The 13,812-nt window shown below is 71.3% G+C and carries 10 protein-coding genes and 1 tRNA gene; 1 reads left to right on the forward strand and 10 read right to left on the reverse strand.

Translation table 11 applies throughout. The features are described from left to right. Positions 1-141: 141 nt before the first annotated feature. The 8 genes from ACIP89_RS12935 to ACIP89_RS12970 all read right to left on the reverse strand — a co-directional run bounded on the left by ACIP89_RS12935 (position 142) and on the right by ACIP89_RS12970 (position 11,013). On the reverse strand, positions 142-1,242 hold the full coding sequence (locus tag ACIP89_RS12935; RefSeq protein ID WP_401920412.1) for an LCP family protein: 1,101 nt from the start codon (positions 1,240-1,242) through the stop codon (positions 142-144). A 358-nt stretch (positions 1,243-1,600) separates the two neighbouring features. Then, on the reverse strand, positions 1,601-3,661 hold the full coding sequence (gene rho / locus ACIP89_RS12940) for a transcription termination factor Rho (protein ID WP_402114807.1): 2,061 nt from the start codon (positions 3,659-3,661) through the stop codon (positions 1,601-1,603). A gap of 391 nt (positions 3,662-4,052) precedes the next feature. Beyond that, positions 4,053-4,970: a homoserine kinase gene (gene thrB / locus ACIP89_RS12945; protein WP_327339056.1), complete on the reverse strand. Its 918-nt coding sequence runs from the start codon at positions 4,968-4,970 to the stop codon at positions 4,053-4,055. A 433-nt stretch (positions 4,971-5,403) separates the two neighbouring features. Then, positions 5,404-6,474 carry a threonine synthase gene (gene thrC, locus ACIP89_RS12950; RefSeq protein ID WP_401920419.1) on the reverse strand — a complete coding sequence of 357 codons (1,071 nt, stop codon included), beginning with the start codon at positions 6,472-6,474 and terminating at the stop codon, positions 5,404-5,406. A 6-nt stretch (positions 6,475-6,480) separates the two neighbouring features. Further along, complete coding sequence (locus ACIP89_RS12955; protein WP_371776105.1) at positions 6,481-7,782, reverse strand: homoserine dehydrogenase; 1,302 nt, start codon at positions 7,780-7,782, stop codon at positions 6,481-6,483. Between the two features lie 126 nt (positions 7,783-7,908). Further along, positions 7,909-9,300: a diaminopimelate decarboxylase gene (gene lysA / locus ACIP89_RS12960; RefSeq protein ID WP_401920422.1), complete on the reverse strand. Its 1,392-nt coding sequence runs from the start codon at positions 9,298-9,300 to the stop codon at positions 7,909-7,911. A 26-nt stretch (positions 9,301-9,326) separates the two neighbouring features. Beyond that, positions 9,327-10,523, reverse strand: a complete 1,197-nt coding sequence (gene nrtL / locus ACIP89_RS12965) for an ArgS-related anticodon-binding protein NrtL (protein ID WP_402114810.1) — start codon at positions 10,521-10,523, stop codon at positions 9,327-9,329. A 55-nt stretch (positions 10,524-10,578) separates the two neighbouring features. Further along, entirely contained in the window at positions 10,579-11,013 is a 435-nt protein-coding gene (locus ACIP89_RS12970) for a response regulator (protein WP_401920426.1), read from the reverse strand. A gap of 229 nt (positions 11,014-11,242) precedes the next feature. Here ACIP89_RS12970 and ACIP89_RS12975 point away from each other — a divergent pair. Then, positions 11,243-11,314 (forward strand) — tRNA-Arg (locus tag ACIP89_RS12975). Positions 11,315-11,535: 221 nt separating this feature from the next. Here the strand turns inward: ACIP89_RS12975 and ACIP89_RS12980 are convergent. Next, on the reverse strand, positions 11,536-11,931 hold the full coding sequence (locus ACIP89_RS12980; protein WP_402114812.1) for a VOC family protein: 396 nt from the start codon (positions 11,929-11,931) through the stop codon (positions 11,536-11,538). Between the two features lie 471 nt (positions 11,932-12,402). Continuing rightward, positions 12,403-13,773 carry a cellulase family glycosylhydrolase gene (locus ACIP89_RS12985; RefSeq protein WP_402114813.1) on the reverse strand — a complete coding sequence of 457 codons (1,371 nt, stop codon included), beginning with the start codon at positions 13,771-13,773 and terminating at the stop codon, positions 12,403-12,405. Positions 13,774-13,812: the final 39 nt, after the last annotated feature.

Below are 13,812 nucleotides of genomic sequence, written 5' to 3' on the forward strand. Positions count from 1 at the left end.
GTGTCTCCTAGTTTCGGGAGGGCGCCGGGTCGTACGCGCGGATTGCGCGTCCGTGAACCGGGGCCGACGGACCAGTCTGCCAGGACCGGCCGTATCTCCCAAAACCGGGGTAGCCGCGGAACTATTCCCGGGTGCTCCGGCTCATCCCACGATGTCGCCCGCGTCGCCCTTGTCCCCCGCCGACTTCTCGGTGGCGGAGGCGGGGATCGGCCGGTCGTGCCGGAGCGCCGTCCACACCTGCTGCCCGGCCTTCTCCTGCGGTATGACGCGGTTCGGGTCGGCCGGGTCGTACTCGACCGGCATGGTCACCATGTGCACGTTCTGGGCGCCGAGGCCCTTGAGCCCATTGGCGAAGCCCGCGAGCTTCTTGACCGAGCCGAGGTCGGAGTCGGTCGTGATGGCCTTGGTCGCCGTGTCCGCGAGGCCGTACAGCTTGGTCCCGTCGAGGACGCCGACGCTCTTCGCCTGCACCATCAGCGCCTTGATGAACGCCTGCTGGAGCTGGATGCGGCCGAGGTCGCTGCCGTCGCCGACGCTGTGCCGGGTGCGGACCAGGCCGAGCGACTCCTCGCCGTCGAGGGTGTGGGTGCCCGGCTGGAGGTCCAGATGGCTCTTGGGGTCGTTGATCGCCTTCTTGGTGGTGATCTCGACCCCGCCGAGCTTGTCGATCAGCTTCTTGAAGCCGGTGAAGTCGACTTCGAGGTAGTGGTCCATCCGGATCCCGGACATCGACTCGACGGTCTTGACCGCGCAGGCCGGTCCGCCGACCTCGTACGCCGTGTTGAACATCGCGCGCTGCTCGCCCGCGACGTCCGCCCCGTTCTCGTCGCTCGTGCACTCGGGCCGGCTGACGAGGGTGTCGCGGGGGATGGAGACGACGCTGGCGCTCTTGTGGCCCTTGTTGACGTGGACGACCATCGCGGTGTCGGAGCGGGCGCCGCCCTGGTCGGCGCCGTACCGCTGGTTCGCGCCGGAGCGGGAGTCGGAACCCAGGACGAGGATGTCCTCCGAGCCGTTGTCGACGTTCTGCGGGCGGTTCTTGCCGAGGGCGTTGTTGATGTCGACGGCCTTGAGGTTGCCGTCGAGCTGGAAGTAGGCGTAACCGAGTCCGCCACCGCCCACGACGACCAGGCCGGCCAGGCTCCACGCGGCTATGACGGTCGCCCTGCGGCGGCGGGACGGCTTCCTCCGGCGTTTGCCGGTAGCCCGTATTCGGCCTGTGCTCCCGCTCTGCTCGGTCATCCGTCTCCTCGATCCCTCGGCTGCTCCCGGCTACCCCCTGCTGCGGTGTGCGGGTCCTGTGCCGCGTCGTCCCTGTCGGGTACGACGTCACGGCGACAAGAAGGGTTGCACAGCGCACTGTGGCCGCCGGGCCCGCGGGAGAGAGCCGGGCGGAGGCCGGGGGCAGCCGGTGACCCGGCGTTCACCTGCGGTTTCCTGCCCGGTACAGGCGGCGCGGGGCGGGCGCTCCCGCCGCCGGCCGTGTGGTGAAGGTCTCGGCTCGGCCACGGCCGCGGCGGGCATCGGCCTACGGCACAGGGCCGCCCCCGGCACCGAAGTGACGGGGGCGGCCCTGGGTACGGCTGCCAGGCGGCTGCGACTAGTCGTTGTTGCCCGGGGCCGGTGTCGTCTTCTGGATCTGGAGCAGGAACTCCGCGTTGGACTGGGTCTTCTTCATCCGGTCCAGGAGGAGCTCGATCGCCTGCTGCTGGTCCAGCGCGTGGAGCACCCGGCGCAGCTTCCAGACAATCGCCAACTCGTCGCTGCCGAGCAGGATTTCTTCCTTACGGGTGCTGGACGCGTCGACGTCCACCGCCGGGAAGATGCGCTTGTCGGAGAGCTTGCGGTCGAGCTTGAGCTCCATGTTGCCGGTGCCCTTGAACTCCTCGAAGATCACCTCGTCCATGCGCGAGCCGGTCTCGACGAGCGCGGTGGCCAGGATGGTCAGCGAGCCGCCGTCCTCGATGTTGCGCGCGGCACCGAAGAAGCGCTTCGGCGGGTACAGCGCGGTCGAGTCGACACCACCGGACAGGATGCGGCCGGAGGCCGGGGCGGCGAGGTTGTACGCGCGGCCCAGACGGGTGATCGAGTCCAGCAGGACGACCACGTCGTGACCCAGCTCGACGAGACGCTTGGCGCGCTCGATGGCCAGCTCGGCGACGGTGGTGTGGTCCTCCGCGGGACGGTCGAAGGTCGAGGAGATGACCTCGCCCTTGACCGACCGCTGCATGTCGGTGACTTCCTCCGGACGCTCGTCGACCAGGACGACCATCAGGTGGCACTCCGGGCTGTTGACCGTGATCGCGTTGGCGATCGCCTGGAGGATCATGGTCTTACCGGTCTTCGGCGGGGCCACGATCAGGCCTCGCTGGCCCTTGCCGATGGGGGCGACCAGGTCGATGATCCGCGTCGTCAGGATGTTGGAGTCGGTCTCCAGGCGGAGCCGGTCCTGCGGGTAGAGCGGCGTCAGCTTCTGGAACTCCGGGCGGCCGCGGCCGGTTTCGGGCGCCATGCCGTTGACCGTGTCGAGGCGGACCAGCGCGTTGAACTTCTCGCGGCGCTCGCCGTCCTTGGGCTGGCGCACCGCACCGGTGACGTGGTCACCCTTGCGCAGGCCGTTCTTGCGGACCTGGGCGAGCGACACGTACACGTCGTTCGGGCCCGGCAGGTAGCCGGAGGTCCGGATGAACGCGTAGTTGTCGAGGATGTCCAGGATGCCCGCGACGGGGATCAGGACGTCGTCGTCGGTGACCGGCGGTGCGTCACTGGCGAAGTCGTCGCGGCCACGACGGCCGCGGCGGTCGCGGTAACGGCCGCGGCGCCCGCGACGGCCGCCCTCGTCGTCGAAGTCGTCCTGCGGTCCGCCGCCGCCCTGCTGGCCCTGGTTCTGGCCCTGGTTCTGCCCCTGGCCCTGGCGCTGGCGCTGGCCGCCCTGGCCGCCGCCCTGCTCGTCGCCGCCCTTGCCGCGACGGTCGCGCTGGCGCTCGCGACGGTCACCGCGGTCACCACGCTCGCCGCGGTCACCACGCTCGCCGCGCTGGCCACGGTCCTGGCGGTCGCCCCTGCGGCCCTCCGCGTTGTCCGCGGCGGCCTCGGCCTTGGGCTCGGCACGGTCCTCGGCGGCTGCCTCGCGCTTCGGCTCGTCCTGCGTACGCTCCTTGGCCTGCGCCTTGGTGTCCGCCTTGGTCTCCGGGCTGCCCGCCTGAGCGGTCGCACGGCGACGACGGCGCTCGCCCGCGGGCTGCTCGTCACTGGCCGGCTGACCGGGGATGTCGATCTGCTGCTGGTCCGCGGTCTTCTCGACGACGGCAGTGGCGGCGGGGGCCTCCTCGGCACCGGTGCGCGCCTTTGAGGTGGCCCGGCGCTTCGGCTTGGTGCCGGCCTCTTCCGCGGGGGCCGCGGCGGCGGCCTTGGCGGCGGCGGAGCCGCCGGCCTGGGCCTCCTTGATGACCTCGATCAGCTGGCTCTTGCGCATCCGCGCAGTGCCCTTGATGCCGAGGCCGGACGCGACCTGCTGCAGCTCGGCCAGGACCATGCCGTCAAGGCCGGTGCCGGAGCGGCGGCGCCGTGCGGTGGTGCCAGTGGCAGCACCTTCGGCGGGCGCGGCGCTGTCGACGCTCTTGTCGGCAGTCACGCCCATCAGATCGGTGGTGTCGCTCACGAAGGGTCCTTCCCTGGAGCGGACGTCGGCCTTCTGGCTCGGCGACCGGTTGTGCTGTCCGACTGCGGTCTTTGGTTGTGCGGACCGTGCCGGGGCGGTGGTCCGCCGGGTAGGTACGGCGGAGAGATGAACGTGTGCATGGGCCCGGCGCGAGCATCCCCCTGCTCGGCCCACTCCTGGACGAGCGAGAGGGTGTCGTGCCGGTTCCGGAGCGTGCTCGAAACTGCTCAGGCAGGCTGCTCAGGCAGTTGGGGAGGCTCCCGGAAGAAATGGTGGTCCCGGAAAGGGACACGAAGCAACGCGCCACATAGACGTCGATTGCAGACTTGAGGTTAACACTACCGGCTCCAACAAACATTCCCCCTCTCACGCACCGGCAATCACTTCTCGGCTACGGGGCGAGCGGCAGCACACTCGCGCCCTGGGCGTCGAGAGTGAGCCGGTTGGCCGCCCAGCCCTCGCCCGCCAGCCGTGCGACCTTGTCGGCCGCACCGTCCTCGGCCAGTGCCAGCACGGTCGGCCCGGCACCGGAGATGACCGCGGGGACGCCGTCCGCGCGCAGTCGGTTCACGAGTTCCACGCTCTGCGGCATCGCCGGGGAGCGGTATTCCTGGTGCAGCCGGTCCTCAGTGGCGGTGAGCAGCAGCTCGGGGCGCCTGGTCAGGGCCTCGACGAGCAGCGCGGCCCGGCCCGCGTTGAAGGCGGCGTCGACATGCGGGACGGTGCGCGGCAGCAGTCCGCGGGCGGTCTCGGTGAGCACCGGGTTGCCGGGGACGAAAACCACCGGAACGATGGAATCAGCGGGGTCCATCCTGATGGCGCGGGCCGATCCGCCGTCCATCCACGCGAGGGTGAACCCGCCGAGGAGACAGGCCGCGACATTGTCCGGATGGCCCTCGATCTCGGTGGCGAGCTCCAGCAGGGCGGCGTCGTCGAGCCGGGCGTCACCGCCGGTCGTCACGGCGCGGGCGGCGACGATGCCGGCGCAGATGGCGGCGGAGGACGAGCCGAGGCCCCGGCCGTGCGGGATGCGGTTGGCGCAGACGATCTCCAGGCCGCGGGGCTGTCCGCCGAGCAGGTCGAAGGCGGTGCGCAGGGACCGTACGAGCAGGTGGTTCTCGTCGCGGGGCAGCGTGTCCGCGCCCTCGCCGGCGATGTCGATGTGCAGTCCGGCGTCGGCGACGCGGACGACGACGTCGTCGTAGAGCCCCAGCGACAGGCCGAGGGCGTCGAAGCCCGGACCCAGGTTGGCGCTGGTTGCGGGGACGCGCACCCGTACGGCGGCGGCTCGGAAGGCGGGACCGGCCATCGCTCTGACGACTCTCCTTGTGAGGCGGCGGGGAATTCCGGAGGGCTGCGAGATATTCGGGTCTCTTCGCGGCTCTTCGGCTTCTTCTGGGGGTGGGCGATTACGGCGGCGGGCATCGCGTGAGTCCGGATCGGACGGACAGCCGCAACGGCCCGCGCACCCCGGTCATATGCGGCGGGGTGGGTTGGGTACAGCTTATCGAAGGAAGGTTCTGTGGCGACATAGGGCGCACAGGAGGCGCACGATGCGTGTCGCCCGCCGATGGTGCGCTCTCCGCCCCGAAGGGGGCGGCTGAGCCGGTCTCCTGACGAATCCGCTGCCCCGGCGGCCGCCCGGTGGGCACCGGGCGGCCGCCGTACGGTGTGTCCTGGGGTGCGTGTCCGCGAAGTGTCGTCGTCCGCCCGGAGGGCGGGCGGGACTCCGCGGACACGCGCTACGCGAGGCCCAGCTTCTCGGCGGCGGCGACCGCGTCGACCGGGACGGTGACCGGCTGGGGGGCGCCGGCGACGGCCCAGTCCGGGTCCTTGAGCCCGTTGCCGGTGACCGTGCAGACGATGCGCTGGCCCCGGTCGACCTTGCCCTCTTCGGCGGCCTTGAGCAGACCGGCGACGGAGGCGGCCGACGCGGGCTCCACGAAGACGCCCTCCTGGGAGGCCAACAGCCGGTAGGCGGCCAGGATCTGCCGGTCCGTCACCTCGTCGATGAAGCCGCCCGACTCATCGCGCGCGTTGAGTGCGAACTGCCAGGAGGCCGGGTTGCCGATCCGGATGGCGGTCGCGACGGTCGACGGGTCCTTGACGATCTCGCCGCGCACGATGGGCGCGGAGCCGGAGGCCTGGAAGCCCCACATCCGCGGCTTGTGCGTCGACGGGCCGTCCCCGGCGTACTCGGTGTACCCCTTCCAGTACGCGGTGATGTTGCCCGCGTTGCCTACCGGCAGGACGTGGATGTCCGGGGCGTCCCCGAGCGCGTCGACGATCTCGAAGGCGGCGGTCTTCTGGCCCTCGATACGGACCGGGTTGACCGAATTGACCAGTGCCACCGGGTAGTTGTCCGAGAGCGAGCGGGCCAGCGTCAGGCAGTCGTCGAAGTTGCCGTCGACCTGGAGGATCTTCGCGCCGTGCACCAGCGCCTGGCCCATCTTGCCGAGCGCGATCTTGCCCTGCGGTACGAGGACGGCGCAGACCATGCCCGCGCGGACCGCGTACGCGGCGGCGGAGGCGGAGGTGTTGCCGGTGGAGGCGCAGATGACGGCCTGCGCGCCCTCCTCCTTGGCCCGGGTGATCGCCATGGTCATTCCGCGGTCCTTGAAGGAACCGGTGGGGTTGGCGCCCTCGACCTTGAGGTGCACCTCGCAGCCCGTGCGCTCGGAGAGGACCTGAGCGGGTACGAGCGGCGTGCCGCCCTCACGGAGCGTGACGACCGGCGTCGTGCTCGTGACCGGGAGACGGTCCCGGTACTCCTCGATGATGCCGCGCCACTGGTGGGTGCCCTTGGTGGTCATGGGTCCTTACTCCCCTTCAACACGCATGATGCTGGCGACACCGCGTACGGTGTCGAGCTTGCGCAGCGCCTCGACCGTCCCCGAGAGGGCGGCGTCGGGCGCGCGGTGGGTGACGACGACGAGCGAAGCCTCGCCGCCGCCTTCCTGACGGCCTTTCTGGCGGACCGTATCGATGGATACGCCCTGTTCGGCGAAGACCGTCGCGACCTGGGCGAGTACGCCAGGCTTGTCGGCCACGTCGAGACTGATGTGGTACCGCGTGACCACGTCGCCCATCGGGCTGACCGGCAGACGCGTGTACGCGGACTCACCGGGGCCCGGGGCCTCGTTGAGTTTGTTGCGGCAGACCGCGACGAGGTCGCCGAGGACCGCGGAGGCGGTGGGCGCGCCACCGGCGCCGGGGCCGTAGAACATCAGCTGCCCGGCGGCCTCCGCCTCGACGAACACCGCGTTGTACGCCTCGCGGACGGAGGCGAGCGGGTGGCTGAGCGGGATCATCGCGGGGTGCACGCGGGCCGTGACCGAGCGGCCGTCGGCGGCGCGCTCGCAGATCGCGAGGAGCTTGACGGTGCAGCCCATGCGGCGGGCGGAGGCGATGTCGGCGGCGGTGACCTCGGTGATGCCCTCGCGGTGCACGTCACCGATCCTCACCCGGGTGTGGAAGGCGATGCCGGCCAGGATCGCGGCCTTGGCGGCGGCGTCGAAGCCCTCGACGTCGGCGGTGGGGTCGGCCTCCGCGTATCCGAGCGCGGTGGCCTCGTCGAGCGCCTCCGAGTATCCGGCGCCGCTGGTGTCCATCTTGTCGAGGATGAAGTTCGTGGTGCCGTTGACGATGCCGAGGACCCGGTTCACCTTGTCGCCGGCGAGGGACTCGCGCAGCGGCCGGACGAGCGGGATGGCGCCCGCCACGGCGGCCTCGTAGTAGAGGTCCCGGCCGTGCTTCTCGGCCTCGGCGTGCAGGGCGGCGCCGTCCTCCGCGAGGAGCGCCTTGTTGGCGGAGACGACGCTCGCGCCGTGCTCGAAGGCGGAGCGGATGAGCGTGCGGGCGGGCTCGATGCCCCCGATGACCTCGATGACGACGTCGATGTCGCCCCGTTTGACCAGGGCCGTCGCGTCGGTGGTGATCAGTGCGGGGTCGATGCCCTCGCGCACCTTGGAGGGCCGGCGCACGGCGACACCGGCGAGCTCCACCGGCGCGCCGATGCGCGCGGCGAGGTCGTCGGCGTGCGTCGTCATGATGCGCGCCACCTCTGAGCCGACCACTCCACAGCCCAGCAGCGCCACCTTCAGCGGACGCGTACGCATCATCCGACCTCGTTTCCTTTACATCTGATGTATGGACCAGTCTCACTCACCGGACGGGCGTTCCCCGCCACCCGTCCGGATCCTGAGATGTTTATGGGGGACCTGGGGTGTGTCCCGGGAAATACGGCGTCAGCCGACGTCGAGACGCAGGAGATCTTCCTCCGTTTCGCGCCGGACGATGACTCGGGCCTCGCCGTCGCGCACGGCGACGACCGGCGGGCGCAGCGCGTGGTTGTAGTTGCTCGCCATGGAACGGCAGTACGCGCCGGTGGCGGGCACCGCGATCAGGTCGCCGGGGGCCAGGTCGGACGGCAGGAAGGCGTCCTTGACCACGATGTCGCCGCTCTCGCAGTGCTTGCCCACGACCCGGACGAGCATCGGCTCCGCGTCCGAGGTGCGGGAGACGAGCGCGACGCTGTACTCGGCGTCGTACAGCGCGGTGCGGATGTTGTCCGACATGCCGCCGTCGACGCTGACGTACGTCCGCAGCCCCTCCAGGGGCTTGATCGTGCCGACCTCGTACAGCGTGAAGGCGGTCGGTCCGACGATGGCGCGGCCCGGCTCCACGGAGATCCGGGGGGTGGCGAGCCCGGCGGCCTCGCACTCCCGGGTCACGATGTCACCGAGCGCCTTGGCGATCTCGTGCGGCTCGCGCGGGTCGTCCTCCGAGGTGTACGCGATGCCGAGGCCGCCGCCGAGGTCGATCTCGGGCAGCTCGACGCCGTGCTCGTCGCGGACCTCGGCCAGCAGCTGCACCACGCGCCGGGCGGAGACCTCGAAGCCGGCCATGTCGAAGATCTGCGAGCCGATGTGCGAGTGGATGCCGATCAGTTCGAGCCCGTCGAGGGTGAGCGCCCGCCGGACCGCTTCCGCGGCCTGTCCCCCGGCCAGCGCGATGCCGAACTTCTGGTCCTCGTGCGCGGTGGCGATGAACTCGTGGGTGTGGGCCTCGACGCCGACGGTCACCCGGATCTGCACGGGCTGGCGGCGGCCGAGCCGCTGCGCGATGTGGGAGACCCGGACGATCTCCTGGAAGGAGTCGAGGACGATCCGCCCGACGCCCGCCGTGACGGCCCGCTCGATCTCGTCGACCGTCTTGTTGTTGCCGTGGAAGGCGATGCGCTCCGCGGGCATCCCGGCGTCCAGGGCGGTGGTCAGCTCGCCGCCGGAGCAGACGTCGAGGTTGAGTCCCTCCTCCTTCAGCCAGCGCACGACCGCGCGGGAGAGGAAGGCCTTCCCGGCGTAGAAGACGTCGGCGCCGGGGCCGAAGGCGTCGGACCAGGCGCGGCAGCGGTCCCGGAAGTCGGCCTCGTCGAGGAAGTAGGCCGGGGTGCCGAACTCCTCCGCCAGCCGCGCTACTTCGATCCCGCCTACGGTCAGGGCGCCCTGCTCGTCGCGGGTGACGGTGCGGGACCAGACCTTCTCGTCCAGGACGTTGAGGTCCTCGGCCGGGGCGGAGTAGTGGCCCTCGGTCATGACGTCGGCGTGGCGGGGACCGGCGGGGTGTGCGGATCGGCTCATCGTGTTGCTCTGCTCTCTCGGGTCTCTCAGAGGTACGGGGGCGCGCTGACGCCTAGCAGGGACAGGCCGCCTGCCAGCACCGTCCCGGCGGCTTCGGCGAGGGCGAGCCGGGCGCGGTGGGCGGCCGAGGGTTTCTCGTCCCCGGCGGGGAGCGGTGACGTGGCGTCGTGGAAGTCGAAGAACGCGTGCGCGACCGCTTCGAGGTGGCGGGCGAGCCGGTCGGGTGCGCGGTGGCGGGCCGCGGCGGCGAGGACGGCGGGGTGGTCGGCGAGGACGGCGAGGAGCGCGAGCGCCTCCGGCGCCTCGAACGCCGCCGCACCGGCGCCCTGGCCACCGCCGCCCGTGAACCCGAGCAGCTCGGCGCCGCGGCTCAGCGCGCGGGCGCGGGAGTGCGCGTAGCGGACCAGGAACAGGGGGTTTCCCTCAGCCTGCACGAGGAGCTCGTCCCCGAGCGGAGCGCGGTCGTGCCCGGCCGGCCGGAGCAGCCCCCAGCGGGTGGCGTCGGACCCGAGCCGGGCGAGCAGCTCACCGGCGGTGGCCCCGGCCGGGACGGGCCGGATCTCCGTCGGCGGCACGGGGGGCTGTCCTTGGGCGAGCTCCGTCGGCGGTACGGGAGGCTGTCCTTGGGCGAGCACGGCCGACGGTACGGGAGGCTGTCCTTGGGCGAGCACGGCCGACGGTGCGGGAGGCTGCCCGTGGGCGTCGGCGGCGATGCCGAGGCGCGTCCAGTCCGGGTCGCGTTCCCCGTGGCAGCTGATGCGTACGAGCCCGCCCTGCGCCAGCACGAGCCGGCGCACCGCGTCGGCGGTGACCGCGGCCCGGACCTCGCGGGCGTGGCCGAATCGCAGCGGTACCCCGGCGAGCGCGTCGCCGTGTCCGTACCGCGTCCCCCGCTCCAGCACCTGGTGGACCAGGGCGGCGTGGGCGGCGGCGTCGGTGGCGGCGTCGAGCGTGAAGTTCAGGAAGCCGGGGCCGGTGATCTCGACCCGCCCGATTCCGGGCGCCCCGGCCATCCGTGCCCGAAGGATCTCGGCCACCTCGCGTGCGGGCAGCGCGGCGGGCCCGGCCAGCTGGAGGGCGACGGCACTGGCGTAGTCGCCCCGGCCGCCCGGCCGCGTCCTCTCCACTCGCACGCGCGCGGGCACGGGCGCGCGCAAGGCGTCCTCGGCGACCGCGCGGCGCACGGCGTGCAGCACGGTCGAGGAGAGATCGGCGGGGGTCACGGGACAAGCGTATGGGAGGGAGGGGGGCCTTCCGCGAACCGGTTTCGCCATCCGGTCAGCCGGCGGCGCTCTCCGCCCGCCCGGCGCCCTGCCTGCCGTCGAGCGCGGGCGGCCGGCCGCACTCCATCAGCTGTCGTACGACCCGCACCAGCTCGCTCGGCTCGAAGGGCTTCGCCAGGAACGCGTCCACCCCCGCCGCCACGCCGTTGTCCACCTCGTACGGCGTGCAGGCACTGATGATCGCGACGGGCAGATGCCGGGTCCGCGGATCGGAGCGGAGTCTGGTGGCCGTCTGCAGACCGTCCAGCCGCGGCATGACGACATCGAGCGTGATCACATCGGGGCTGACCCGATGCACCAGATCCAGACACTCGACACCATCGGCCGCGGTCACGACCTCGAAGCCCTCAAGCTCAAGATTGACCCTGATCAACTGCCGGATGACCTTGTTGTCGTCGACAACAAGCACGCGGCCGGACGCCACTGACACCCTTCGAGAGTAGGCGGGCCGGAGTGGCTGCGTCCGGGTTTTGCCCACTTCCGTCCCCGGAGGGATGGCTTCCAAGGTTGGCCGGATGTGTGTGCGACGGGCCGGGCACGCCGTCCAGCGCCTGTGCGGCGGCTCTGTGGCCCCTTTGCGACGGCGCGGAAATACCTGTTCACGGCCACCCCGTCGAAGCTGGTAGTGTTTCACCCGTCGCAGAGCAACACCGCGATACGCCCCCGTAGCTCAGGGGATAGAGCATCGGCCTCCGGAGCCGGGTGCGCAGGTTCGAATCCTGCCGGGGGCACTTCCACCGGAACAGCGTGATGGCGACGCTGGACCGGCGAAGTGCCAGACTTCGAGAGCCGGACCCGGTTTCACTGGGTCCGGCTCTTTGTCGTTGCGTGACTCACGGCACCGGGCCGGCAACTCGCGCGCAGCGACCACTGCGCGGCGCAGTCCGGACAGCCGTTGGCGCCCCCGAGGGGCTGAAGAAGAACTGACGGCTGACCGGCTCGCGTCCGGAGCCTAGTTCTGCGGCGCCAGGGTGCGCAGGACGCAGAACTCGTTGCCCTCGGGGTCTGCCATGACCACCCAGTTCCGGTCCGGGCCCTGGCCCACGTCCGTCCTGGTGGCGCCGAGACCGAGCAGCCGGCTCACCTCGCCCTCGGTGCTGTCGTCGATCGGGCTGACGTCGAGGTGGAGCCGGTTCTTCACGGCCTTGCCCTCCGGCACCTGGATGAACAACAGAGTGGGCGGCATCTGGCGGGCCCGGACCTCCTCTACGGTCGGCACCCAGGAGCCGATCTCGACCTTGCCCTCATCCCGGTCGAGCACCTGGAAATCCAGCACCTCGCACCAGAAGGCCGCGAGCCGCTCCGGATCGTGACAGTCGACGGACAACTCGGTGAACCTGCTTGCCATGACTCCCCCAGATCGTGCGGACGGAGGCCAGCGTACTGTCCGGGCCGCCTGCGGGCCCGACGGGTCCCGGCCGACGCCAGGGCCACCCGCTCAGGACTCCTCCCGGCTCCAGCGCACTTCGTTCACCGCCTCCGCGGCCTCCGTGCGCACGCGCGCAGCGCGGACTCCCGTTCGGGGCGGCTCCTGTCGGCGAGCGCGACTGCGACGAGGTGTTGGAGTGTCCGCTCGGCGTCACCCGGCGCCAGGCGGGCCGTTTCCAGGACGTCGCTGACGGCATCGGGGCAGAGGCCCCGGCGGCCCGCACCGGAGCCGTTCAGTTCCTCCAGTTCCTCTCAGGCCGATTCGATCGATTCCGTCAGGCCCTGGTTCCCGTCCACGGTCAGAGCACAGGAAACGCTCCGTCGTCCGTGCGGGCGGCCTCGTCGCCGCCGCCCGCACGGAAGGTTCAGCCGGGAGGGCCGGCCCGGAGGTTCAGCCGGTCGGGAAGTGGTCCGGAGTGCTGATCCGGTCCTTGAGCAGTGCTCCGGACTCGGTCAGTACGCCGCCGGAGCTGTAGTCGGTGCCGTCGCACGTACCCGGCCGGAGCGCGGCGCTGCTCTCCGGAGCGTCTGAGTAGGTCCAGTTCGCGTAGCTGATCTTCAGCTGGTCGAGCAGGTCCAGCCAGGCCGCGGTGCTCGCCCGGTCCATCGCCCCACCGCCGGTGGCGCTCACCGTGCCGAACTCGGTGACGAACAGCGGCAGTTGTGCGGCGGCCCGGCTCACCGCCGCGCGGTAGGCGTCCTTGTGGCTCGCGGCGTAGAAGTGGAACGCGTACATGATGTTGGCGGCGTTCACGGGGTTGTTGACGACCTCGCTCTCGCTGGAGCCGTCCGAGACCCCCAGCGAGGACCAGCCACGGGTGCCGACCACGATCACGGCGTCCGGGTCGGCGGCCTGGATGACCGGGATGACCTGTTCGGCGTAGCTCTTGATGGCCGGCCAGCTCACGCCGTTGGGCTCGTTGGCGATCTCGTAGATCACGTTCGCCTTGTCGGCGTTGCGGGCGGCGACGGAGGCGAAGAACGTCTTGGCGCGGTCCAGGTTGTAGTTCGGATCGCCCGGCGTCAGGGTGTGGAAGTCGATCAGGGCGTACATGCCCCGGTCCTCGGCCATGTCCACGAGGCCGTTCACGCGTTCCGTGAAGCCCGCCGGGTCGGTCTCGTAGCCGTCCTCCTGCACGTACATGGCGATGCGCAGGAGGTCCGCCTTCCAGTCATCAGCCAGCGCATCCATCGAGGCGGCGCTGTAGCACTGGCTGAACCACTGGATGCCGTGCGTGCTCATGCCCCGCAGCTGTACGGGGCGGTCGTACTGGTTGCACAGGTTGACCCCGCAGACGTGGAGCCGCCCGTTGGTCCCTACGGGAGTGCCGTCGTCCCCGGCGGGCGGGGTCCCGTCGGAGCCCGTACACGCGACGCCGTTGAGCGTGAACGCCGAGGGGGCCGGGTTGGCGGCTGTGAACGAGCCCGTGAACCCCAGCTCCGCCACCGCCCCGGTGGCCAGCGCCGCGTTCCAGTCCGGGGCGGTGGCGCTGACGGCGGAGCCGGACTGGGACCAGGTGGCGTTCCAGCCCTGCGCGAGCCGCTGGCCCGGGCTGGGCATCGCGAATTCGAGCTTCCAACCGGTGACGGGGGCGCCCAGGTTGGTGACCTTCACCGCGGCCTGGAAGCCGCCCTGCCAGGTGTTGGTGACGGTGTAGTCGACCCGGCAGCCGGTGGCGGCCACCGCCGTCTGGGGAGTGACCAGTGCCGTGAGGCCCAGGACCGTCGCGCAGGTCGCCAGTAGGGCGAGAAAGCGTTTCAAGGCGTTCCTCCTCGTGCGAAGCGGACAACGACGACGGGA

Origin of the sequence: Streptomyces sp. NPDC088730, from assembly GCF_044751215.1 — a bacterium.
Lineage (GTDB): Bacteria > Actinomycetota > Actinomycetes > Streptomycetales > Streptomycetaceae > Streptomyces.

Coding starts and splice junctions, on each gene's coding strand:
- ACIP89_RS12935 (WP_401920412.1), bottom strand. CDS start 1,242: ATGACCGAGCAGAGCGGGAGCACAGGCCGAATACGGGCTACCGGCAAA.
- lysA (WP_401920422.1), bottom strand. CDS start 9,300: ATGAGCCGATCCGCACACCCCGCCGGTCCCCGCCACGCCGACGTCATG.
- thrC (WP_401920419.1), bottom strand. CDS start 6,474: ATGACCACCAAGGGCACCCACCAGTGGCGCGGCATCATCGAGGAGTAC.
- thrB (WP_327339056.1), bottom strand. CDS start 4,970: ATGGCCGGTCCCGCCTTCCGAGCCGCCGCCGTACGGGTGCGCGTCCCC.
- ACIP89_RS12955 (WP_371776105.1), bottom strand. CDS start 7,782: ATGATGCGTACGCGTCCGCTGAAGGTGGCGCTGCTGGGCTGTGGAGTG.
- ACIP89_RS12980 (WP_402114812.1), bottom strand. CDS start 11,931: ATGGCAAGCAGGTTCACCGAGTTGTCCGTCGACTGTCACGATCCGGAG.